This is a genomic window from Nakamurella sp. UYEF19 (assembly GCF_040546275.1).
Classification (GTDB): domain Bacteria; phylum Actinomycetota; class Actinomycetes; order Mycobacteriales; family Nakamurellaceae; genus Nakamurella.
In genome coordinates this window covers 26,315-47,734 of record NZ_JBEPNO010000026.1, presented here as the reverse complement: position 1 = coordinate 47,734, position 21,420 = coordinate 26,315, and the positions used below count along the sequence as shown (strand labels likewise).

20 protein-coding genes and 1 pseudogene are annotated in these 21,420 nt (G+C 66.0%); 4 read left to right on the top strand and 17 right to left on the bottom strand.

Annotation, left to right across the window (positions count from 1 at the left end; all coding sequences use genetic code 11):
* Positions 1 to 33: 33 nt before the first annotated feature.
* The 8 genes and pseudogenes from ABIB25_RS24450 to ABIB25_RS24415 all read right to left on the bottom strand — a co-directional run bounded on the left by ABIB25_RS24450 (position 34) and on the right by ABIB25_RS24415 (position 8,152).
* Positions 34 to 3,438 (bottom strand): tetratricopeptide repeat protein, encoded by a 3,405-nt coding sequence (locus ABIB25_RS24450; protein WP_354531141.1) that lies wholly within the window; start codon positions 3,436 to 3,438, stop codon positions 34 to 36.
* A 64-nt stretch (positions 3,439 to 3,502) separates the two neighbouring features.
* On the bottom strand, positions 3,503 to 3,895 hold the full coding sequence (locus tag ABIB25_RS24445; RefSeq protein WP_354531140.1) for a hypothetical protein: 393 nt from the start codon (positions 3,893 to 3,895) through the stop codon (positions 3,503 to 3,505).
* A 37-nt stretch (positions 3,896 to 3,932) separates the two neighbouring features.
* Positions 3,933 to 4,148 (bottom strand): annotated as a pseudogene (locus ABIB25_RS24440) (alpha-galactosidase); the annotation flags it as partial.
* A gap of 195 nt (positions 4,149 to 4,343) precedes the next feature.
* A complete protein-coding gene (locus tag ABIB25_RS24435; RefSeq protein WP_354531139.1) occupies positions 4,344 to 4,685 on the bottom strand; it encodes a hypothetical protein in 342 nt (113 codons plus the stop codon).
* Complete coding sequence (locus ABIB25_RS24430; RefSeq protein WP_502919895.1) at positions 4,682 to 5,584, bottom strand: carbohydrate ABC transporter permease; 903 nt, start codon at positions 5,582 to 5,584, stop codon at positions 4,682 to 4,684. Before ABIB25_RS24430 ends, ABIB25_RS24435 begins: the two co-directional genes overlap by 4 nt.
* Before the next feature lies 1 nt (position 5,585).
* The gene (locus ABIB25_RS24425) at positions 5,586 to 6,518 is read right to left on the bottom strand and encodes a carbohydrate ABC transporter permease (protein ID WP_354531138.1); all 933 of its coding nucleotides are present in this window, start codon (positions 6,516 to 6,518) and stop codon (positions 5,586 to 5,588) included.
* Entirely contained in the window at positions 6,515 to 7,804 is a 1,290-nt protein-coding gene (locus ABIB25_RS24420; protein ID WP_354531137.1) for an ABC transporter substrate-binding protein, read from the bottom strand. Before ABIB25_RS24420 ends, ABIB25_RS24425 begins: the two co-directional genes overlap by 4 nt.
* Before the next feature lie 75 nt (positions 7,805 to 7,879).
* The gene (locus ABIB25_RS24415; protein WP_354531136.1) at positions 7,880 to 8,152 is read right to left on the bottom strand and encodes a hypothetical protein; all 273 of its coding nucleotides are present in this window, start codon (positions 8,150 to 8,152) and stop codon (positions 7,880 to 7,882) included.
* A 102-nt stretch (positions 8,153 to 8,254) separates the two neighbouring features.
* Between ABIB25_RS24415 and ABIB25_RS24410 the strand changes: the two genes are divergently transcribed.
* Entirely contained in the window at positions 8,255 to 9,121 is an 867-nt protein-coding gene (locus tag ABIB25_RS24410) for an AraC family transcriptional regulator (RefSeq protein WP_354531135.1), read from the top strand.
* Between the two features lie 121 nt (positions 9,122 to 9,242).
* On the opposite strand, the gene ABIB25_RS24405 is transcribed toward ABIB25_RS24410, so the two are convergent.
* The 5 genes from ABIB25_RS24405 to ABIB25_RS24385 form a co-directional block, all read right to left on the bottom strand.
* The gene (locus ABIB25_RS24405; RefSeq protein WP_354531134.1) at positions 9,243 to 11,627 is read right to left on the bottom strand and encodes a lysylphosphatidylglycerol synthase transmembrane domain-containing protein; all 2,385 of its coding nucleotides are present in this window, start codon (positions 11,625 to 11,627) and stop codon (positions 9,243 to 9,245) included.
* 281 nt (positions 11,628 to 11,908) lie between these two features.
* Positions 11,909 to 12,565 carry an RICIN domain-containing protein gene (locus tag ABIB25_RS24400; protein WP_354531133.1) on the bottom strand — a complete coding sequence of 219 codons (657 nt, stop codon included), beginning with the start codon at positions 12,563 to 12,565 and terminating at the stop codon, positions 11,909 to 11,911.
* A 308-nt stretch (positions 12,566 to 12,873) separates the two neighbouring features.
* Positions 12,874 to 14,241 (bottom strand): carotenoid oxygenase family protein, encoded by a 1,368-nt coding sequence (locus ABIB25_RS24395; protein ID WP_354531132.1) that lies wholly within the window; start codon positions 14,239 to 14,241, stop codon positions 12,874 to 12,876.
* Positions 14,242 to 14,431: 190 nt separating this feature from the next.
* Complete coding sequence (locus ABIB25_RS24390; protein ID WP_354531131.1) at positions 14,432 to 15,280, bottom strand: bacteriorhodopsin-like; 849 nt, start codon at positions 15,278 to 15,280, stop codon at positions 14,432 to 14,434.
* Between the two features lie 104 nt (positions 15,281 to 15,384).
* Positions 15,385 to 16,383 (bottom strand): MerR family transcriptional regulator, encoded by a 999-nt coding sequence (locus ABIB25_RS24385; RefSeq protein ID WP_354531130.1) that lies wholly within the window; start codon positions 16,381 to 16,383, stop codon positions 15,385 to 15,387.
* 262 nt (positions 16,384 to 16,645) lie between these two features.
* Here ABIB25_RS24385 and ABIB25_RS24380 point away from each other — a divergent pair, with 262 nt between their 5' ends.
* Both ABIB25_RS24380 and ABIB25_RS24375 read left to right on the top strand, forming a co-directional pair.
* Positions 16,646 to 17,146, top strand: a complete 501-nt coding sequence (locus ABIB25_RS24380) for a MarR family winged helix-turn-helix transcriptional regulator (RefSeq protein ID WP_354531129.1) — start codon at positions 16,646 to 16,648, stop codon at positions 17,144 to 17,146.
* Positions 17,143 to 17,604 (top strand): group I truncated hemoglobin, encoded by a 462-nt coding sequence (locus tag ABIB25_RS24375; RefSeq protein ID WP_354531128.1) that lies wholly within the window; start codon positions 17,143 to 17,145, stop codon positions 17,602 to 17,604. The genes ABIB25_RS24380 and ABIB25_RS24375 overlap by 4 nt, the downstream gene beginning before the upstream one ends.
* Before the next feature lie 137 nt (positions 17,605 to 17,741).
* Here ABIB25_RS24375 and ABIB25_RS24370 read toward each other — a convergent pair whose 3' ends face one another.
* The 3 genes from ABIB25_RS24370 to ABIB25_RS24360 all read right to left on the bottom strand — a co-directional run bounded on the left by ABIB25_RS24370 (position 17,742) and on the right by ABIB25_RS24360 (position 19,410).
* A complete protein-coding gene (locus tag ABIB25_RS24370; RefSeq protein ID WP_354531127.1) occupies positions 17,742 to 18,143 on the bottom strand; it encodes a PPOX class F420-dependent oxidoreductase in 402 nt (133 codons plus the stop codon).
* A gap of 106 nt (positions 18,144 to 18,249) precedes the next feature.
* Positions 18,250 to 18,972 carry an SDR family NAD(P)-dependent oxidoreductase gene (locus ABIB25_RS24365; RefSeq protein WP_354531126.1) on the bottom strand — a complete coding sequence of 241 codons (723 nt, stop codon included), beginning with the start codon at positions 18,970 to 18,972 and terminating at the stop codon, positions 18,250 to 18,252.
* Positions 18,973 to 19,029: 57 nt separating this feature from the next.
* Positions 19,030 to 19,410 (bottom strand): Rossmann-fold NAD(P)-binding domain-containing protein, encoded by a 381-nt coding sequence (locus ABIB25_RS24360; protein ID WP_354531125.1) that lies wholly within the window; start codon positions 19,408 to 19,410, stop codon positions 19,030 to 19,032.
* A gap of 138 nt (positions 19,411 to 19,548) precedes the next feature.
* Here ABIB25_RS24360 and ABIB25_RS24355 point away from each other — a divergent pair, with 138 nt between their 5' ends.
* Positions 19,549 to 20,220 carry a TetR/AcrR family transcriptional regulator gene (locus tag ABIB25_RS24355; protein WP_354531124.1) on the top strand — a complete coding sequence of 224 codons (672 nt, stop codon included), beginning with the start codon at positions 19,549 to 19,551 and terminating at the stop codon, positions 20,218 to 20,220.
* Positions 20,221 to 20,371: 151 nt separating this feature from the next.
* On the opposite strand, the gene ABIB25_RS24350 is transcribed toward ABIB25_RS24355, so the two are convergent.
* Positions 20,372 to 21,412: a CopD family protein gene (locus ABIB25_RS24350; RefSeq protein ID WP_354531123.1), complete on the bottom strand. Its 1,041-nt coding sequence runs from the start codon at positions 21,410 to 21,412 to the stop codon at positions 20,372 to 20,374.
* Positions 21,413 to 21,420: the final 8 nt, after the last annotated feature.

Sequence of the window (21,420 nt, the reverse complement as noted above, 5' to 3'; positions counted from 1 at the left end):
CGGCCCACTTCGGTCACTCCCGCACTCGGATCATCAGGATGCATCCGGCGTCGCGAGGTCATCCGTCATCCGGCCCGCGTCCAATTCCTGCTGCAGGTCGAGGGCGAGCCGATGAGCTGGGTTCCTGAACAAGACCTGGTTGAGTCGGCTCATCGCACCTGCCCGGTCCCCTCTCAGGACGCGGAGCTGGGCGGAGAGGAACAGCACCGTCGCCGCCCTGGTGGCCTGCAGATCCTCGTGGAACAGCAGCATGGCGGGTAGCGAAGTGGCGAAGTAGTCGACCACCGCTGGGCTCTCGCGCAGCCGTTCGATATGGCCGGCCAGCCCCTCCAGCAGCGCCGCAGCCTGCGCATCATGGCCGAGGCGCCGACAGGCGACCACCGAGAAGTACGTCATCTCGCTGTAGGCATTGCTGCTCATGTTCTGGAAGTCACCGTCGAAAGTGGCTGCTCGGAGCCAGGATTGCTTGGCAGAACCCGAACCGGCCGCCGCCTGCGCATCGCCAAGGGCGAGGTACAGGTCCGCCGAGTTGACCAGGAGATGCCTGGCCTCACCGAGGCCGATCGGTGGATTCAGGGCCGCCTCGAAGCACTCGAGTGCGTCAGCCGCACGCCCCTCCCCCATGGCGGACCTGCCCAGCCGGGCGTTCGCGGCCTCCCAAACCTCCAGCACGCGACCCTCGCCACCCTCCCAGGGCTGGAACACCCGCCCTGCGAGCAGGGACAGTGCCTCGTCCGGCCGAGAGGCCAGCACCAACAGTTCCGCGAAGGCTGCGCTGAGATCGTCACGTCTGGCGACGATCTCCGGTCTGACCGCCAGGGTTGCCACCCGCTCGTCGACCGGCTTGCCGCGCAGCGCAGCTAGTTGATCGGCCTCGAACCACAGCCGCGGATCATCGGAGGCAAGGACGAGCGCGCGCCGATAGTGCTCGCCCGCTGCGTCCAGGTCACCCTGCACGTTGATGGCGGCCAGGCCCAGATTCCGCCAGATCACCGGGTCGCTCGGATCGAGGTCGGCGGACCGCTGCCACTGGTCGATGGCATCGGCGTGTCGATCCTGCGCGTACAACCAGTGTCCGAGCAGCCCGGCAGCACGGGCGTCGCCGGGCTGTGCTTCGATCGCGGCCCGCAGTACGAGGGCGTCGGCTGATCGGCCAGGCAGACACAGTGCCGACGCCACCCGAGAAGCGGCCAGAGCGGCAGCATGCGCCTCGTTGGCACGCCCAGCCATCCGCAGGATGTGTGCTCGGTGATAGCCGATCAACGGCCGCACGGCCCCGGCTCCGACGGGCGAGGTCTCCGCTCTGCTGTCGGCTCGGTCGAGCACCGCGAGCGCCTCGGCCCAGAAGCCGGCACCGGCATAGTCGAGCGCGACGTCGAGCAGGGTCTGGGCATCGCAGGAAAGGCGTTCGCCGGCCAGGTCGAGCGCCCAGCTGTCCAGGGGATCGAGGGCTCGTGTGGCCGAGAGCCGTTTGCGCGCATCTTGTTCCAGGCCGAGCCGCCGCAGGACGAGGACCAGCAGATCGGCCGCCTGCAGGTGGTCGGATTCGGCGCCCAACGCCTGGAGCAGATGCTCCTCTGCCGCCGCCCACTGCTCGCTGATGCAGTCCAGACGAGCCAGCGCGTAGTGAGCCGGGGCACGCCAAGCAGCGTTCCAGGCTGCCTTGGCGAGCATGTCGTAGGCCTGATCGGTGCGCCCGAGCTGGATCAAGGTCAGGCCGAGTTGGTAGTGGGCCTCGCCGACGGCCGGATTCGGATTGCGCGATGTCAGTCGCGAAATTGCCCTTTGCAGTAGTTCTTCCGCCTCCCGATACCGTCCACGACGGTGCAGACGGGCGGCCAAGGCCACATTGACCCTGCTGTCCAACGGGTCCCGCCGCAGCGCTTCCCGCCAGTACCGTTCCGGGGACCTCGTCGCGTGACGGTACTGCTCCAGATGCAGGCCGGTGAGGAACAGCTCCTCGATCGACTCGATGGCCTCCGGAGCCGGTGGTTCGGTCGCCGACTCCGGCGCCGGCCTCTCGTCGGCAGGCAGCGCCGCAAGCCGGACCAACTGCAGCCCTTCGCATTCTGCGACGACCGCGAGCTCAGCGGCCGAGAACGCCCCCACCACCTCAACGGAAAACGATGCGGAAACACCAGGTTCCAGATCACAGGCCCGCTGGTGCAGGACCCTGCTGCCCGGACCGAGCAGGCTGATGACCGTCCCTGGCCGGTCGCTGGTGACCGAAACACCCACCCGCACCGAGGTTTTCCCCGGAACCTTGGCATTCGTGGTCAAGGATGCGGCGGCGTGCAGGGTGGCAGCACCGGCCGGCCCGATGTCGTGGATGGGGTACCAGTACTGACTGAAGGACTTGGTTTCGCCGGGCGTCAGGAACGAGAAGTCCGGTTGGTTGTCGGTGTAGACGCCGGCCATCAGCTCCACGTAGGGCCCATCGCCGTCGGTCAGCTGGGCATCCCAGGCCCAGCCGAACGGCGCATTGCCCCACGTCCACTGCTTCTTGCCCGGCGAGATGTGGTGATCGGCCCAATGCACGAAGCCGAGGTTCGCGCGATGGTCGTATCCGCCGAAGAAGTCACCGGAGCTGCCGACGCACATGTACGAGGTCGGTACCGGGATGTTGCGGTACCAGTCGAGACGATCGGCGTCCGGGTGCTCGCCGTCGACCCGGGCCGCATAGTCGACGCCGTAGTACTCGCCGCGCACCCGCGGGAAGGTGGTAGTGACGCGCTTCGCATGATCTGCCACGTAGTGGACATCGGGCGGGAAGAAGGACTGATAGTCGTCGTGCACCCTGGCCGCCACGTTCGCCCACCAGAGAAAGGTCTGGGTGGCATCGGTCCGGTTGTAGAGCCGGACCACCACCTCGATGACCGCCCGGTCCGGATGCAGTCGGATACCGTGCATGCCCTTCATCCGGTTGAACGGCTCGTGATCAGAGCACCAGACGGTGACGCTGCCATCGGCTCCACGCTCGATCGACGTGTCCGTCGGCAGATAGGTGGCCGGCCGGTGGTGTTGCGGCCAGTTGAACTCCACGCCCCCGGAGAGCCACGGCCCGGCCAGACCGACCAGTGCCGGCTTGATGACATTGTTGCGGTAGAAGAAGTCCTCACCCCGAACCTTGTCGTAGCCGACGTGGATCCGTCCACCCAACTCGGGCAGCACCATGACCCGGAGCCACTTGTTCTCGAGGTGGATCGCCGACCACAGCCGCGGAAACTTCGTCGCACTGATCCGCTCGTGGAACGGCAGCGGGTACACCCGACCGGAAGATCCCTGATACACCCGGGTGTCGAGGTAGGCGGGGAAATGATCGGGTGGATCGGGTTCGTAGGTGTCGATGACCACCGGCTCGGCCCAGGCCGCAACGCCGAGCCCGGCCTGGTCCGCCGGTATCGCGGGAAGTTCGATGCGGGACTCACTGGCGAGCATGGGTTCTTCAGTCCGTCCGGGTATGGGTGGCACCTGATGGCGGAAGGCCAAGGCATCACGGAGGTCAAAGTTGCTTGGTGACCGGGTCGAGACTGATCAGGTCGCAGTCGGTGGCCAGATCCCAGCCGACGTCCAGTCCGGCGGCCGACAGCCGCCGACCGGTGAAGACATCGCCGGTCGAGCGGATCCGATAGGAACGGTCGGGGTCGGCCGACAGAGATCGCAGGCGGATGCCGGGGTGAAGGCGGTCGATCGGCGCCCCACCCAGGCGCTCCCGCAGGATGTCCAAGACCATCATCACGATCGGTTCGGCCGCTGGGTCCGCGGGCGCGAATTCGAGGGCGTAGCCACGGTTGTCCGGCGATCCATGGACGTGCACCCTCCCGCCCAACACGACCGGCCGGATGTCGAGGTAACGGTCGACCAGTTCGGCCGCCCGATCCGGGACGGCCGCCATCGGTCACCGGCCGGTCCATGTCCCACTCGAGATACGAGATCGGTTGGGCGCCCGGCAGTCTGCGCAACACCCCAAAGAGATGCGCGACCACCTCGGGCCGACCCAGATCGAGTACGTACTGGTGACGGATGGACGTGAACGGTCGATCGCCCGCCCGGTAGACCCGGTCGGGATGCTCGGCGAAGAGACGACTGTCGGCGCCGACCGCCCCCGGCTCGATCCACAGGCCGAACCTCAATCCGCGCCCGAGCACCCCGGCCACCGCGTGTCACACGGGTTTCGGTGACCGAGTACTCCTCGGACCACCCGCCGCACAGGTGCTGCACCATCGCCCCGTAAGGGGCCCAGATGTTCCAGCAGGCGGACATCATCCGCGTGATGGTCACCGGATCCGCTCCGGTGCCGGACAACTCCTCCGAACGGGAGGGCACGCCGGTCGGCGGGTCGATCACGGTGCGGTCCGTCCGCGGAGCCCGCCCGTCTCGTCGAACGCGGTCACTTCCAGGCTGTCGATCTTCACCCGAACCACCGGGTCGGCCCACCGGGTACCCATGATGCCGGAGGCAACTTCGAAGTCGAGATCGCTGGGCAGACCCTGCCTGTCGCCGCTGTTCGACGACTCCAGCGGCGCGAGGTCGGGCAACGTCAGGAAGGCAAGGGGAAGGCTGGGCGGTGCCCACGGCCGCTCGACCGATTCGACTCTGGCGCCCCAGAAGTCCAGTACCGGGCCGGGTCCCGGTTCGAGATGTTCGGCGTCGGAGGATTCCCGCGATTGCAGCAACCAATTCACTTGTCGCTCCCCACCAGCAGCCCGGACACGAAGTGCTTCTGGAAGGTGAAGAACACAACGGCAGTCGGCAGCGCGGCCAGCAACGATCCGGCCGCCACCACATTCCACTGGCTGACGTACCCGCCCTGCAGATTGAGCAGCGCCGCGGTGATCGGCATCTTGGTCTGACTTCGCAGCACGCTCAGGGACCAGATGAGATCGTTGAAGATCCAGGTGGTCGACAGCGCGGCAAGCGCAGCCAGGGCAGGTCGGCACAGCGGCAGGATGATGCGGAGGTAGATGGTCAGTGCACCGGCACCGTCGACCACTGCGGCCTCGGTGATCTCGCGTGGGATGGATCGCATGAACCCGTGCAGGACGAAGGTGTAGAAGCCCATCCCGAAGGCCACCTGGATCACCACCAACCCGAATCGGGTGTCGTACAGACCCACCGAATCCATGATCTTGGCTACCGGGATCAACAGGATCTGCGGGGGAAGCAGGTTGCCGGCGAGCATCGTCAGCAGGATCGTGCGCCGGCCGGGTATGGCGAACCGGCTCAACGCGAAGGCCGCCATCGACGAGAGGGTCAGTGCCAGCACCACAGCCGGGACGGTGACCAGCACGCTGTTGCGCAGGGCCTGCCCGATCGCGCCGGCGCCGAAGGCCTCTCGGAACCCGTCGAAGGTGAAGGTGTTGGGCAGCGCCGACAACCCACGACCGGCGATGTCGTCGAAGGAGCGGAAGGCGACGAGTACCACGAACACCATCGGCGCGACCCAGATCAGGGTCAGCGGGATCATCAGACCGTGGAACAACCACGGCCGGCCGCCCTTGTTCCCGGCGTGGCCGTTGCCGGCGAACTTCGGGTTCTTCGGCGTCCTGGGAACGGCCCGGTCGGTGGTCGTCGAGGCAGTCATGTCAGTCCTCCTGACGGGAGGTGCGGACCAGGTAGGTGAGGATGAATCCGATCGCGATGACGAAGATGACCACCGCGATCGCAGACGCGTAGCCGAGGTTCAGCGACGTGAACGCCTGCTGGAACATGTAGGTGCTGAGCAGTTCCGACGAGTGGTACGGCCCTCCCCCGGTCATCGTCCAGACGATGTCGAAGGTCCGGAGCGAATCGATCACGGTCACCGCGAACACGACCATGTTCACCCCTCGCAACTGGGGCATGGTGATCCGCCAGAATCGTTGCCACGGACTGGCACCGTCGACGGCTCCGGCGTCGTCCAGGGTGGGGTCACATCCCTTGAGACCGGCCAGGTACAGCACCATCACGTAGCCCACCTGACGCCACACGGCCGCAACCAACACCGCGTAGATCGCGGTATCCGGGTTGGCCAGCCACTGGGTGGCCCAGCTGCCGAGCCCCAGCCCGTCCAGGGTGGTGTTGACCGCACCGTCCGGTTGGTAGAGCAGACGCCAGAACAGACCTGTGACCGCCAGCGAGAAGACCATCGGAAGATAGATGGCACTGCGGTACAACCCCACGCCCCGGCGCGTGCGGTTGAGGGCGACGGCGAGCCCGAGACCGCCGGCCACCGAGAACAGCCCGAATCCGATGGCCCAGATGACGTTGTTCCGAAGAGCCTGGCGAAAGATGTCGTCGGAGAACAGATCAGAGTAGTTCTTGAACCCGATCGAGAGCGGAGCGCCTGCGCCGTTCCACTTCTCGGTCGACAGCACAAAGCTGTTGACCGCCGGCCAGAACACCCAGGCCGCCTCGATCGCGGCGGGGACGGCTAGGAAGATCCAGACCAGGACCGGGATCTTCCGGGTGATCCGACGCCGCTTCGGCGGCGCCCCGCCGACCGTGTTCGGCTGGGCGGCGACCTTCGTGATGCTCATGCCGACGCGAAGACCTTCGCCGCAGCTTTCTGCCAGTCGCCGAGGATCGCGTTCACATCTGCCGGCTTGTCCAGGAATTTGGTCAGGGCCGTGTCGGCGGTGGTCTGCAGTGCGTCGGAGGAATCGCGATTGAAGAACTGGGTGATCTCGTCGGTCTTGTTCAGCATCTCGACACCCTTCTGGACCAGTGGCGTGAATTTGGTGGTATCCACGTCCGGCGAGGTGGGGAGATTGGAAGATTTGCTGGTCTGGATGTACGTCTGCTGGCTGGTGGCCGAAGCCAGATAGGAGAGGAATTCCTTGGTGGCGGCCGGGTTGGCGGTTTTCGCACTCGCGAAGTAGCCGTCGGTCGGCGCCTCCTCGGCGACCGGCAATTTTGCATCGATGATCGGGACCCGGAAGAAGTCGATGTCGTCGAGAACGTCCGCCGGTGCGACAGACGTGATGAAGGCGCCGATCAGATACATGCCTGCCTTGCCCTGCATCAGCGGTGTGGCTGCGTCCTGCCAGGAGTAGGAGCGACCCTTCGGATCGACGTACGGCAACAGCTTGTTGTACTCGGCCATCACATTCTTGACCTCGGGGCTGTCGAACTGCTTCTTGCCGGCGAGCAGATCACGATGGAATGCCGCACCGTTGACCCGGAGGTCCAGGTAGTCGAACCAACCGGAGGCCACCCAGGCCGTCGAGCCGGTACCCATGGTCAACGGCGCGACATTCTGCCCGGAGATCTTCTTGCACACCGCCAGGAATTCGTCCCAGGTGGTGGGGACCTCCACACCCCACTTCTTGAACATGGACTTGCGGTAGAAAACACCCCACCAGTAGTAGCTGGTCGGCACGAAGATCTGCTTGCCGTCGGCTGCGGTTGACAACGATTTCAACGCGGGGCTGAACTTGGCGAGGCTGCCGCTCGAGGCCCACAGATCGGAGAGATCCAGGAGGTAGCCCTTGCTTGCGTAGTCGCGGGCAACCGAACCCGCGTACCAGGTGAGGGCGTCCGGTGGTGCGGAGGAGTTCAGGTAGGTGGGCAGTTGTGCGCGGAAGCTCTCGATGGCAACCGTGTTCAGGGTGACCGGGGTCTTGGTATAGCTCTTGACCAGTGCCTCGAGCGCCGCCTTCGGATCCGGATCCGAGAGCGACGACTGCAGGGTGAGCGAGGCAGTCGCCGAAGTACCTCCCGTGGCACTGCCGGAGCTGACGCATCCGCTCAGCAGGGATGCGCCGGCGATCGCCGCTGCACCCTGAAAAAGCTTGCGGCGACTGATGTTATGGATGGTGGTCATCACTTCACACTCCTCGGTGGGAATTCCATGACACGGTGCGGCCCCGCCGACCATCGGGGTCGGAGGAGCAGGTGGCTACTGGTGGTCGACCGGACGGTTCGGACCGATCGTCAAGATCTCACCAGCGCATCGAGCACTCCGCACCCCGCAGAGAGACGGGCGCACCACCAGGACATCGAGATCGGAGTGCGCCTGGGCCAGGTGCAGGTCGGCGAAGGGCTCGCCGGGACCCGTTCTCGTGTACCCGGTGAAATCCCACAGACTGACGGTCAACGTGCCGGGCAGGTCGTGGCCGATCCGGTCACGGAGTAGCGAGGCGCCTCCCTGCGGCAACTCCTCGGTGAGCATGTGATGAAAGTAGCCTCTGCAGTGGTAGCCGGGAATACCCGATCCACTGGACAACCTGGACGATTTCATGATCATAAGGCCGGTGATGGCATAGTGACTCCGATGCCGATCCGCGATGGTTTCCCCGGTCAGCGTCTGCTCGTGCTCCCCCGTCCGATGGCACGGAAAGCACTGTCCATGCCGGGCACGGCACGCCTTCTCGTCACCGATTGCGGGCACTACCCCCACGCCCGCAACCACGGTCACATCAGACCGGACGGTTCGCACCAGGCGATCGTCATGATCTGCAGCGAGGGTGCCGGGTCGTGCCGGATCGGCGGCGGCGAGCATCTGGTCGAGGCCGGGCAGGCGCTGATCATCCCTCCCGACACCCCGCACGAATACCAGGCCGATCCTCGCAATCCCTGGACGATCTGGTGGGTCCACCTGGCCGGTGCCGACGTCCTTCAACTACTGGCCGCTGCCACGGTCGATACGCAGCACGTCGTGATCGACGTCGGTGACCTGTTCCAAGCGGTCGGCCTGGTCGAGGCGATCATCCATCGCATGCAACGCGATGAGACCCAATCGAATCTACTGGGGGCTTCCGGGGCGGCGTGGTACCTGATGGCCTTGTTGGCCGCAGATCGGCGACGGGGTCGGCGGCGTGGGTCTCCGGTCGGGCAGGCCCAGCAATACCTGCGCGACAACCTGACCGAGCAGGTGTCGGTCGCCGAACTCGCAGCTCTCGCCGGCCTCAGTGCCTCCCACTTCGCCGACGTCTTCCGGCGCGAGACGGGCCTCGGGATCGTCACCTACCAAACGCGTCTCCGGATGGCCACGGCACGTGAGATGCTCGACACCACCGACGATCCGGTCGCGGTCATCGCCCAGTCGGTCGGCTACCCGGACGCCTTCTACTTCTCCCGTCGGTTCCGCGCTGTGCATCAGCTGACGCCGACCGAATACCGGGCCCAGTCGAAGGGATGAAGGGCGGTTGTCGGCGTACTGGAGCTCGGCCGACCCCACCTCTCGGACATGCTCGCCTTCGGCATGCGGCGAAGGATCGGGAGCAACCGCTCGTCCAGTACACGACGACCCTCCAGGAATCTCAGATTCGATCCCTGCGCTGCAGCAACACGAATGCGGCCCAGCCAAATGGCGCAGGCAACCAGAAGGTCGCGGCACGGAATGCGAGAACTGCGGTGATGGCCGGAGCAACCGGGATTCCGGTGGCGGTCAAGCCACCGACGAGTGCGGCCTCCACTGCGCCGAGACCGCCCGGCGTCGGTGCAGCCGAACCGATGGTCGACGCGGCCAGGTAGACCACGACGAGGGTGGGGAGTGCGAGCGAGGTGGAGAACGCGCGCAGTGATGCATCAAGGGCAAGGACGTAACCACTGTTGAGCAGCAGCACCCCCAGCACTGCGGTCCCGAGCCGTCGCGGATCGCTCAGGGTGGAGATCAACTGTGGCAGGGTGCGACGGATCAAGGGTTCGAGCCGGCGGCGCAGGAGCCGACGGGTCGGTTGGACGAAAGCGACGATGGCGAGCACCGCGAGGGCGCCGCCGGTGATGGCCAGCACCGTGCCGCTGGGCAGGAGCGCCAGCCTGCTACCGGACACACCGCTCAGCCAGCCGCAGATCAGCAGGAGCGGGATGGTGACCACGACGGTCACGACTTCCTTGACGGCGACATCGGCTGCCGCAGTTGCGGTCGGCAGCCCTGACTTCTGCAGGTAGCGGATGTTGAGACCGACGTGTCCCACGGCCGGGGGCGTCACCAGCGCGACGAACGAGGCAGCGACCTGGACCAGCGTCGTGCGCCCGAGGCGGAGTTTTGTGGAGACGAAAGCGGTGAGCGCAACGGCGGCCCCCAGATAGGTGATCGCAGATCCCAGCACAGCGACGGCGAGCCAGAACGGATCGGCGCTGCGGATGGCGCTGCCGATGCTGACCTGGGAAAGCTGGGTCGACAGCAGATAGACGGCGAGCGTTGCACCGACGACGCTGACCACCGTCCGTGGTTTGAGCCGTTCGAGACGGGGCACCCCGACCATGACCGACGGGGTGCCCGTTCCGGCGATCGCGGCGCGAAGTTCACCGAGAATGGGACTGTGCCGGACGGTCCGGCGTAGCGACGCGGGCAGAACCACCGGTTGGAGCAGAGCAGCCAGCCGGGCTTCGTTGGCCGGGCTCAGGGTGTAGGTCGCCCGCAGAGCCTCGACCGACGCAGGTGCCCCGACCAGGGTCCCGATGACGACCAGCAGAGCGGCGATGTCCAAACCGCGCTGCAATTCTGTGGTGGCCGCCTGCGCTGCGGACAGATCGGCGAAGCCGGCAGCGCCGTCAGGGAGCAGAACCAGCCCGCTCACGGCAATGGCTCCGTGGGCGAGACCGGCCTGGTGCAGCCGTCGGAGCGTTGCGAACGCTGCTGGCACCGCACCGTCACTCCCGAGCACGTCGATCTCGGAATACGGCATCCCGACGAGGGTCCTCTCGATCAGCAGCAGGGCCCGTCCGGCCGAGAGGAGAGCAAGAACTTCCGGGGCCGCAGCACCGGAGGATGCCGCCAGCCCACCGACGAGCGCTTGGCGTTCCAACTGCCCGCGCAGGGTGAGCGCCGGCCGACCGACCACTCTTGTCCGGAGTCGCACCAGACGCCAGAGACGCCGCACGAGGGGAACACCCCCGCGGTCGGGATCGACGACGGTGATGCGCACGTCGCCGATCTCCCTCTCGACCCCGGAGTAGCGCACTCGACCGGCCGCCTGTTGCACAGGCACCATGTCGATCACCTCGAACCCGGCCCGCGCCAGCACCGATCTGATGATCTCGTCGGACGGACGCGCCGGGACGACACCGACGGCGACCCGCGCGGCAAGGCCCGCCGCGCCACCGACCACGACTGCATAGCTCGCGCTGGACACCGTCAAACTGCCCAGGCCCAACTCGAGGGCCACGGCAGCAGCAGTACTCAGCCGAACGGCCCCGAACCAGCGCCGACGATGTAGGTCAGCTCCCACCATCAGCGCGACGACCACCGTGATCGACAATCCATCCGAGACGCCGGGTATCCCGAGAAGAATGGACCTCGCGTCGCCGCCGACCAGCGCCGCAAGGCCGTAGGACATGCCGGCGGCGGTGACGCACGCTATCGCGGCGCTGGTCAAGGCTAGGCGCCGGAGACGAAAGGCGTCGACGACGACGGCGACAAGACTGCCGAACACCGCGACCGAAGCCGCTACGTTGCCGAACGAGAGCAGTGTCCGAGGCCAGCCGGAGCGGACTGCGGGAATCCAATGTTTCGACGTCCGCAGGAACTCGACGTCCGCGCCAGCAACCGCCACGATCGCCACCAGGAAAGCAACGATTGCGAGTAGTCGCGCGAAATCGAGTGGACGTCGTACCCGCGCTCGGGGCCAGAACGACCGGCCGGCCTCGTCCTCGTCGGCCGTGCCGGCAGTTCGGCGATTGGCCGAGAGTGGTGGGAGCACAGGTGTGACGGTGCCACGTCCCTCGGCTACCCCGTTCAGCGCCCGCCGTCGTCGACGGCGAAGCGACGTGCACGTCAGTGCAGCCCCGTCGTCAGGCGCCCACCGGAGTCGGTGACGGCCGACCTCGGCGACATCGGCGGGCTCAGCCGAGGAACAGAGGGATGAAGGACACCGGCGAGAGGTCGGGCACGGAGACGCAGAACGAGGCGGGACCGGTGGGTCCCGCCTCGTTCGGCATGAGTGCGGTGTGGTGCGGCGCCGCGAGATGCGGCAGATGGCGGTCAGTCGATGCGGACCGATCCGGGCGACCCGATGTCCCAGGCCTGGTTGCCGATGTTCCATGCCTTGGTGTCGCTGACACAGTCCCACTGCTGGAGGTAGGACCGGGCCGGCGGCCGCCCACCGGCACTGTTCGAGACATCGAGGCACTTGCCGGTCCGTCGGTTGACCAACACCATCTGATCGATGCCTGTGGTGCAGTAGTCGTCGTTGCAGGTGGTGCCGGACAGATACCGCTTGGACCACTCGGCGGGCGCGTAGCCGGCGGCGCAGGCCGGGTACTGGACTATTCCGGTGCCGTTGACGTAGTTCCCCCAGCGCCAGTCCAGCATCAGACATTGCCCGGAGTGCCGAGCCTGAATGCGGAACCAGCCGCCGCCGCTGTCCAGCAGGTTGAACTCCTGCGAGGCGCTGGTGTTGTCCGGCCAGAGGAAGACCGGCTGCATCGGGTCAGTCGACGCCCCCACCACGTCGGCCTTGAGACCGCTGAAGCTGTTGGTGATCTCGACTCGCGGAGTGTCGGCAGATGCCGAGGCGGCCGGAGCCACCATCGCGGCGACGACGGCGAGGAAGGCGACCAGGAGGGTGATCAGCGATCGACCTCTGCGGGGTCGGCCGGCAGCGTTTCGTGCACTTCCGGCGCAGGGGCGACGAATCATGATGGCTCCATTCGGATCGAGTGAGCATTACCGTGCTTCTTCACGGCAGAAGAGCACAATCAATCCGGGACTGATACGAGCGCTTTGACACTACTTGATATTCACGGTGTGATGTGGATCATGGGCCTTTTGTAAACTCTATTCCACATTCGTGGAACCAACCCCCGGTTGAGACGTCCACCAGGCGATCCACGGATTTGTCAATTGTCATGCCTTCATGGCGAACACTGGCCGGGAATTAGGCTGGGTACGTGATGATGCCTGCAGCGCAACCTGTTCTTTGTGCTGGACATCGTATGAGGATGAATTCATCGAAGATCGGTGTCTGCGATCCAACTGGAGTGAAATCCGAAGGGCACTTTCACCGGCAGGTGGATGACGGCAGCGGGTTCGCCGGTGAAGTTCTGCGCATCGATGATCACCAGGTCGCTGGCCTGACGCTGCTCGTCGTAGGAGAAGTGCAGAACCCAGCCGTCATCCTGGCTCTCGCTCGAACCAGTCGGCGGTCCGGGGCGCGGCACGTAAACGGCTTCGGTAGGAACGGTGTGCGGAGCTTCCGGGCGAATCAGGCCCTGCCCTGTCCGGTGGTCGTACTTGAGGAGTGATTGCGGGCTGTGCGAACTGATGTGATCGGAGCCGGCGGTGATGGCGTAGTGGTATCGCGCACCGGAGGTGATGTGGTCGGGATTGATGCGTGGTAGTTCCTGCAGCAGGTCGTCGAGTTGTCCCTCGATGACCGATCCGGTGACCAGGTTGATGTTCCACTGCCAGAGTTGTCCGGCCTGGGTGAGCGGGTCTGCGGCCCCGGAGTCGAACAGTCGTCGGTAGCGGATCCCCTTGACCGTCAGATGGGTGGCTGTTTCGGTGGCGCCGACGGTGTGAAACAGGAAGCACGGTTCGATGGGGAACCATCGGACGCCGCCATCGCCCTGGCGAGGCAGGATTCCGACCCTGGCCTGGTAGTGCTCGTCCCACTGGTAGGGGAATCTGCCGATGACGGCCGGCCCGATCTGGAAGCGAACGGGAAGATCGAAGAGAACGACATGTGTTTTGGTCAAGGCGATGTCGTGCAGCATCGGGCGGCCGCCGAGATCGACCCGCCGACTGGAGAGCAATGCCCCGGCACGGTCGAGGACGCGGTACTCGGCGAACGTCCGGAGCGGGGAATAGACGACGGCATGCAGTTCACCGGTGACCGGGTCGAACTTGGGATGGGCGCTGGCGCCGTGAGGCAGGGTGCCGTTCACGTCGGTGTACCGGACGGTATCGAGTTCGGGAGTGAGTTGGACTGCTGTGCATCCGGTCTCGACGAGCGCTAGCAGGAGTCCGGCATGGCTGACGACGTTGGTGTGGACGGTGCCGATCGGGAAGTGGCGCCGCCCGGGTGTTCTGCTCTCGCCGAGGGCGCGGGTCACGCGGGTGGACCGTACCCAGCGGTTGCGGAACCACTGGGCCGTTCCCTCCTGCAGGCGCACACCACTGACCATGCCGTCCTGGGCGAACCATTGATAGCGGTCGGTGTCGGTGTGTCGGGGTGGCCTGATCGGGTTCGGCCCGATCTGGGTGAACAGACCGTTCAAGTCCGGCGGGATGCGCCCGGTGACCGGAAAGGTCAGGGCGGTGGTCTCTCGGAACACCGGGGCGAATGCACCGAGCAGGAACGGACTGGTGGTCACCCGTAGTCTCCTTCGACTATTGACCGCGGGTGGCTGTTGCCCGCGCGGTAGATCCTGGTCCGGGTCCGGAGCGTCCAGCCGGTGCGGGGCGGCACCGGCTGGGCGCCCGGAGAGTACCCGTGAAGACTCCCGCACTGCAGTGCAGGCCCGAGTTCATCCCTGACCTGCATGTGCTCGTCGCGGTGGAGAATCAGGCGGCAGAGCGAACCTTCGCCGATCCAGCCGTGGTCGCCTCATGGTCGAGGTCGAAGGCAGAGTCCTCGAGCGCACTACGGATGGTCGCGATCTTGAAGATGACCAAGGCGAAAGCAGCCTTGGCCAGGATGTCGGCGATGGAATATCCGGCCTGGCGCAGGACGAACCCGCCCTCGCCCCCGAAGAACGAACCGCCGAACACCGGGAACAAGAACGCGATCGGGTACACGCACCACAGGGCGACCAATGCCGTTCGGAGCCGCTTGATCAGTCCTTGCACCTGCACCGGTTGGCGAACCACCGACCGGGACAGCTCGGTGAACATGACGAAGACGATGAACAGGAATGCGAGCGTCGACAGCCCACCCCACAGCAGGCGGGTTCCGGTGCTGTTGGCGATCTCGCCGGGGTAGCCAAGGCCGATCATCAGCGCAGACGCAGGGACGAGTTTGTACAGCAGCGAGCGCGACTCGGTTCGCGGCAGGCTCATGACGGCCACGGTCTCGATCAACAGCAGCGGGACGGTCAGCAGCCAGTCGACGTATCGGTAGGCCTCGTTGAACTCGATGTTCGAGAGTGGGTGGGCCGCATCGATGGTCGCGCCGGCAGGATAACTAGCTTCGAAGTTGTTGAAGATCCGGAAGTAGTGATAGGCGGCGATCCCGCAGACGATCGCCGAGATGACGATCGCGGTGCGGTAGCGGGGTGCGACCCGGCGTTGGGAGGCGAACAGGAACAGGGCGGTGAACAGCATGCTGGCGATGACCAGGGAGAACAGGTTGTACACCGTCGAGAAATTGCTCGCGGTCAAGGATTGGATATGTACCGCGGCTTCGAGGGACATAGCGGAGAACCCTTCTGATGACAGGGACTGTCGGGACGAGGAGTGACCGGCCGGGTCCCCTCCGTTGTAACCCCCGATCTGGGTTTCTGCAACTTGCCCAACTTTCAAGCCTGAGCGGCAGCCTCCAGCGCGTTGACTGCCGAATCCAGATCCGGCGCGCGGTGCACCGACGGTGGGAGTTCGACGTCCTCCCACCCCGGTCCACCGACGACCACCTGGACCGATGGGCGCATGGGGGTCAGGTCGTCCGACTCCGCGGCCTCGTCGGACACACTCTGACGCCACAGGAAGACCGCGGAGGCCCGCGTCCGCCTCGCGGCCGACGCCAGCGCCGCACCCGGCACCCGGGCGCCGAGAAGGAGGGTCGGCACACCGCGCTCGGCAAGTGCCGCGGCGACGACGTGCAGCGGCAGCACGTGCAACTCGGAGGCAGATCCCGCCAGCAGCACCGGCGGAAGGGGACCCGCCGCCCACTGCCGCACCCGGTACAGCCGCAGTGCCTCGATGATGGCCTCGCTCAGCACGTGCTCGATGTCGATACCGGTTCCGGTTCGAGCCCAGGCCGCACCGGCCGCTGCGAGCACCGGTCGCAGCACGTCATCCCACGTGGCACGCGCTCCGGTCTCGTCCAGGAGCCGTCCGACGATCTGCGCGATGGCGGCAGCGTCCAACCTGCTCGCCGCCCGAGCCAGGCCGCGCGCGGCGGCGGTGCCGTTCGGAACGGCGAGTACCCGGCCCCCCGGACCGCCGGGCCTCCGAGGGATCTCCTCCCGGCCATCGGACCGACTTCCGAGTTGGTCGTCCGCACCCCCTTGATGACCCGGCCGATCGCTGCCGTCGTCCGGCCGACCGCCGGCGAGAACCACTCTTGCCGCGACGGCCGGCCTGACACCGTGGCTGACCAGTGCTTGCATGTGCGTGAGCGACGAGACGTCGGACTCCGAGTATCGCCGGTGTCCGCCGGCGCTCCGGATCGCTGGCACGAGTCCGTATCTGGTCCCCCAACTGCGCACGGTAGCCGCCGAGACACCCAGCCGAGCCGCCACGGTCCCCACCGAGAACTGCCCAACGGCGTCGTCGTTCGCGAGGTCATCGGGTGGCATTCCAAGATAATGCCAGAGACTAACTTGCATAGCTTTCAGAGGTTCAATCCGAGATCTTGCCTCAAGTCGGACACGTGCCCCTGAACCACTCACTTCTGTTCGTAGATCGGCATTCTCGCCTCCCGACTCGAACACCAGGATGATGGCGGCAAGGTTCCGGTCGACCGTTGGCAGGTCGTTTCGACCACCTCTTGACGAAATGTGTCACGCATGATGAATTAGCTTCCGACGTGTGAGGCCACTCACCCGCGGAGGAGGCGAGATGACGGCGAGTGCCACAGATGACGCTCCACGCCTGGACGACCAGCTCTGCTTCGCGCTGTATGCCGCCACCCACGCGATCACGCGTCGGTACCGTCCCCTGCTCGACGAGATCGGCCTGACCTACCCGCAATACCTGTTGATGCTCATCATGTGGCAGGACGGCCGTGCCACGGTCGGGCAGATCGCCCGTCGCCTGGAACTCGACTCGCATGCGGTGACGCCCCTGGTGACCCGCCTCGAGGCGGCCGGACTCGTGGACCGTGCCGCTGGCACCGATCGTCGCCAGGTGATGATCACCGCGACCAGTCGCGGCCGCGAACTGCAAGCAGCTGCCGCTCGCGCTCAAGCTCAGGTCGCCGGCGACACCGGTTTGGCCCCTGCTGATCTCGCCGACCTCCGTCGCCGGCTCCGCGTCCTGACCGACCGGCTCACCTCCGACAACCGATGCTCTCCGCACCCTGCGGGCGAGCAGAATTCGATCGAAAGGAACCTGCAATGACGCAGATCATCGAACCCGACACCGAGATCGGCGACATCGCCGAGGCAGCCGCACAGGTCCCCGCCGAAGCCTCGTTGTACGAGCGTCTCGGTGGCGCCTACGCCATTGCCGGGGCGGTGGACGTACTCGTCGACCGGCTCTTCGACAACGCCCTGGTCAACGCCAATGCCGGAGTGCACGCCCACCACGGGAACGCCGCCAACGGACCCGGCTACAAGTTTCTCGTCACCGCCTGGTCGATCGAGGCCGCCGGCGGCCCGAAGTGCTACCTCGGACGCGACATGATTGCCGCCCACGACGGTCTCACGATCGACCCGGCCGGCTTCGACGCGGTGGCCATGGAGATCGCGGCCACCCTGATGTTCCTGGGTGTGCCGCAACGGGAGCGCGACGAGTTCAACGCCATCATCGAGACCTATCGCGGCCAGGTCGTCCAGGCTGGCCCCGTAGCGGGGTAGACCCGCTGCGATCGACGGCCGTGCGGTCGTGCCTTGCGGTGCCGCTCGAGCCTCCAGTCTGGCCGCGGGCAGGAGCAGAGAACTGAAATGGAGAACCGTGGTGGGAACGGAGCATGGACGAGCGCGAGATGAAGGGGCTACGGAGTCCCGGTCGGACTGATCCGGAGGATCAGGCGGTCACGGTGGCGTGGCCGGGTGAGCAACTCGATACCCATCACCAAGTAGTACTCGAGACGGTATTTCCGGCGCAGGATCCGGATCGCCCGTTCTCGGCTGTTCGGGTCGGTCAGGAAGGTAACGCGGCCGGATGTCACCGGGGCGCCGGCCTCCACACGCCCGGTTCGACCGCATGGGCGCATTTCGACATCAGGGTTGTTCCTCAGCCGCTTCACCTTGCCGCTGGCCTTCGGCGTCGTCACCACCAGATCCTTGCCGTCCCAGCCGATCCAGACCGGCGTCGGGACCGGTGCTCCGGAGTTTCGGAAGGTGGTGAGCGACACGAATCGCTGAGCGGCAAGTTCTTCGAATGCTGAATTCATGAGGCTCCCGTCGTGGTGGTCGTATCAAAGATGAACTGGAACCCACGAATGGTTGTGGGGAGACGACTCGTGGTGGCGGGGAGAATGCAGCGCGACTGTCGGGTGGTCACCACGGGATGAGTCCGTCGATGTCCGAGAAGGTTCCGGTAGGCGCCGCGCCGCCAAGAAGCGCCATTCGCACGGCGGCCTGGGCACCCTCGCGCACGTCCTTGCCCATGTTGCCGGTTCCGTCGGTGGCGGTGAGGCCCGGGTCGACCGCGTTGATCCTGACGTCCGGGAGCGCTTTGGCGTACTGCAAAGTGAGCATGTTGACCGCCGTTTTGGACGAGGCGTAGGCCAGTGACACCCACCGCGACTCCAGTGCGCTCGGATCAGCGGTTCGGGTCAAGGAACCCATGCCGCTGCTGACATTGACGATTGCCGGGGCGGACGACGCCCGAAGTAGTGGCAGGAATGCCTGGGTGACCCGGACGAGACCGAGCACGTTGGTCTCGTAGACGGCCCTCACGTCCTCCGCTGTCACGTCCGAGGTATCCGTCTGCAGATGGCCGACGTTCGCGGCATTGTTCACCAGGACGTCGAGTTGCCTGTGTGAACGGCGACATTCTTCTACCGCCGCGTGGACCGATTCGTCGTCGGTGACGTCCAACTGGAGGAACCGGGCGCCGATGTCGTCGGCGGCTTCGCGACCGCGTTCGGCGTGACGAGCGGTCAGAAAGACCGTGCGGTTCTCCGCTACCAGCCGCCTGGCTGTTTCTCGTCCCAGTCCCTTGTTGGCACCGGTGATCAGGACTACCGGCGCGAGGCCGAAATCATGTTGCGTCGTCATATCATCTCCAGGTTTGGTCTGATCGGGCTTGTTGCTGACACGTGCTCGAGTGAAATGTCAGCTGACGTATTCGGGCGTCAGAACAGTCGGCAAGATGCGTTGTGCATACGTTTCGAGGTTCTCCAGTCGCAGATCTGCATAGCGCTTGTTCTGCACGTCGGACCGGGCCGTCCGACCGGTCAACATCAGCAACAGGTAGGCCAGCTGCGCCCACTGTCCCGGATCCGGATTCCAGTGCCTCGACTGCTCGAGCCGGCTGCGCAGTTCCTCGGTACTGCCCAGACATCGTCGCTCATCACGCCGGCCGCTGAGCTGCTCGACGGTGTCGGTCATACCGCCGAAGGACAGCTGGTCGCCGGCCACGGCCAACTTGCCGCTGGGCATGGCGTCATCCACGGCAGCTCGGGCGGTGAACCGTGGGTGACCGGTCTGGATCATGGGGCCTTCTTTCCTCGGGGGCGCTCCGGGTGGGCGCCACTCCCTTCACCGTACGCCTAAGTTGATCGGCTTATCCACTTTGCATGGAGGTATCCACTTCGGGCTCCACCGGCTGCGCCGACGACTACGATGATGTCGATGAGCGACAGCGGACGGGCCGGGATGGAACAGTCGCGCCCTCTTCGCCGTGATGCCGAGAGCAACCGGGCGCGCATCCTGGCTGCCGCGCGAGAGTTGATCGCCGTTCGCGGACTCGGGGTGGGGCACAACGAGATCGCCCGCGCGGCCGAGGTCGCCGTTGGCACGGTGTACCGACGATTCCCGGACAAGGAAGCCCTGGTCGACGCACTCTTCATCGACCGCCTCGACGAGGTCGTCGATGCGGCCGAAGCAGCTCGCGACATCACCGATCCATGGCTGGCTCTGGTCACCTTCATGAACGGTGCCGTCGCTGCGCAAGCCAGCAATCGCGGCCTGGGCGATCTCGCGCTCGGCGCGGCCCGGGGCATGAAGCTGTCCACCGAGGCCAGGGAACGCGTCGGACCGGTCGTCGCCGAGATCGTCCAGCGAGCTCAGGCAGCCGGAGTACTCCGACCCGACGTCACCGAGCAGGACCTCGCCCTCGTCCCGGCCATGCTGGCACCCATCGTGGCCAACGCGCGAGGGATCGACGACGAGCTGTGGCGCCGCGTCCTGGCCCTGGTCCTGGACGGGTTTCGCGCAGGTATGGCCGACGTACTACCGGGCACACCACCTGCACCCGAGGTTGTCGACGCCATCATGAGCAACTGGAATGCCGCCGCGCACTGATCACGGTGCGAGATGGGCCGCCAGTGGCTCGGATCGATCCGAGAATGAAGGTTCGCGGCCGTGGGTGGTTGTGGCACGGCGACCGTCTGTTCGGCTCCGTCATCGCAACTGGGCGAGCAGGATGAACGCCGGACAGGCGACGGCAGAGCCGTCAAGGAGTGGTCGACAGCACCACGGCGATCCCGATGGTGGCGCCCATCAGGGCCAGCTCCACGGTGGCCAGCCGCAGCAGCGGTATCAACCGGCCGATGTAGGCCGGTGCCATCGTGTTCCGGCGGTGGACGTAGCCGATCAGGACCAGACCGGCCAATACCGCGGCCTTGGCCACGATCAGATGACCACGATGGGAGTGCCAGAGGCCGGTCCAGCTGTCGAGCGTGACAGCCGCTTCCAGCACGCCGGAGAAGCCGATCGCTGTCACGCAGAGTAGAGCTGCCCGGCTGAAGCGGGTCACCGACCGACGGATGTCCTCGGGAAACAACCGCAGATGGACCGTCAGTACCAGCAATCCACCCACCCAGATCGCAGACGCCGCAACGTGAACGCCGAGGGCCAGTGACGCTACGACCGGTGAAGCGTGATGGCTGGCATGCCCCGTCAGCGCGCTCGGCAGCATCGCCAGGGTGACCGGGAGCAGACTGATCACACTCCAACGCCGGGGGGCGAGGCGGGCTCCGAACAGCGCTACCGCCAGCGCGACCCAGAACGTCAGCACCTCGGCCAGCACCCGCGAGCTACCGAACACGATCATGACGGACTCGCCGTGGGCCGGCAGGGTCAATACCTCTGCCCCGGTGAGATCGGAGACGGTGAAGACGATCCACAGCGAGGTGGACGCAGCCCAGACCCAGGCCCATCGGGTGGCCATCGCCAGCAGGTGATCACCTGCCGGGCGCGACCGCGGCGAGCCCAAGAGGCAGTTGAGGAACAATGCGCCGACGACGGCAATGCCGGCGAGCTCGTGGACGAACTGCGCGAGCGGAAGGCCGATCGAGGTCAGTTGACCCGTGTCCGGAAGCCCGAAAAGGGCTGGACGGTAGCTGGTATCGGTCCACCACCTGCTGATGGAGATCGCAAGCATCCCGGCGACCATCACCCCGGCGAGAGCGGCGAGGGAGCTCGGAACCCATCGAATGCGCGGCGGGCCAGACCATGAGGTGTCGGTCGCGGTTGGCTTGGTCGACTGACTCATGAGCGGGG

Coding starts and splice junctions, on each gene's coding strand:
- ABIB25_RS24420 (WP_354531137.1), bottom strand. CDS start 7,804: ATGACCACCATCCATAACATCAGTCGCCGCAAGCTTTTTCAGGGTGCA.
- ABIB25_RS24390 (WP_354531131.1), bottom strand. CDS start 15,280: ATGTCCCTCGAAGCCGCGGTACATATCCAATCCTTGACCGCGAGCAAT.
- ABIB25_RS24360 (WP_354531125.1), bottom strand. CDS start 19,410: ATGATCCAGACCGGTCACCCACGGTTCACCGCCCGAGCTGCCGTGGAT.
- ABIB25_RS24355 (WP_354531124.1), top strand. CDS start 19,549: ATGAGCGACAGCGGACGGGCCGGGATGGAACAGTCGCGCCCTCTTCGC.
- ABIB25_RS24370 (WP_354531127.1), bottom strand. CDS start 18,143: ATGAATTCAGCATTCGAAGAACTTGCCGCTCAGCGATTCGTGTCGCTC.
- ABIB25_RS24450 (WP_354531141.1), bottom strand. CDS start 3,438: ATGCTCGCCAGTGAGTCCCGCATCGAACTTCCCGCGATACCGGCGGAC.
- ABIB25_RS24375 (WP_354531128.1), top strand. CDS start 17,143: ATGACGCAGATCATCGAACCCGACACCGAGATCGGCGACATCGCCGAG.
- ABIB25_RS24415 (WP_354531136.1), bottom strand. CDS start 8,152: ATGCTCACCGAGGAGTTGCCGCAGGGAGGCGCCTCGCTACTCCGTGAC.
- ABIB25_RS24430 (WP_502919895.1), bottom strand. CDS start 5,584: ATGACTGCCTCGACGACCACCGACCGGGCCGTTCCCAGGACGCCGAAG.
- ABIB25_RS24400 (WP_354531133.1), bottom strand. CDS start 12,565: ATGATTCGTCGCCCCTGCGCCGGAAGTGCACGAAACGCTGCCGGCCGA.
- ABIB25_RS24385 (WP_354531130.1), bottom strand. CDS start 16,383: ATGCCACCCGATGACCTCGCGAACGACGACGCCGTTGGGCAGTTCTCG.
- ABIB25_RS24350 (WP_354531123.1), bottom strand. CDS start 21,412: ATGAGTCAGTCGACCAAGCCAACCGCGACCGACACCTCATGGTCTGGC.
- ABIB25_RS24425 (WP_354531138.1), bottom strand. CDS start 6,518: ATGAGCATCACGAAGGTCGCCGCCCAGCCGAACACGGTCGGCGGGGCG.
- ABIB25_RS24365 (WP_354531126.1), bottom strand. CDS start 18,972: ATGACGACGCAACATGATTTCGGCCTCGCGCCGGTAGTCCTGATCACC.
- ABIB25_RS24445 (WP_354531140.1), bottom strand. CDS start 3,895: ATGGCGGCCGTCCCGGATCGGGCGGCCGAACTGGTCGACCGTTACCTC.
- ABIB25_RS24380 (WP_354531129.1), top strand. CDS start 16,646: ATGACGGCGAGTGCCACAGATGACGCTCCACGCCTGGACGACCAGCTC.
- ABIB25_RS24410 (WP_354531135.1), top strand. CDS start 8,255: ATGCCGATCCGCGATGGTTTCCCCGGTCAGCGTCTGCTCGTGCTCCCC.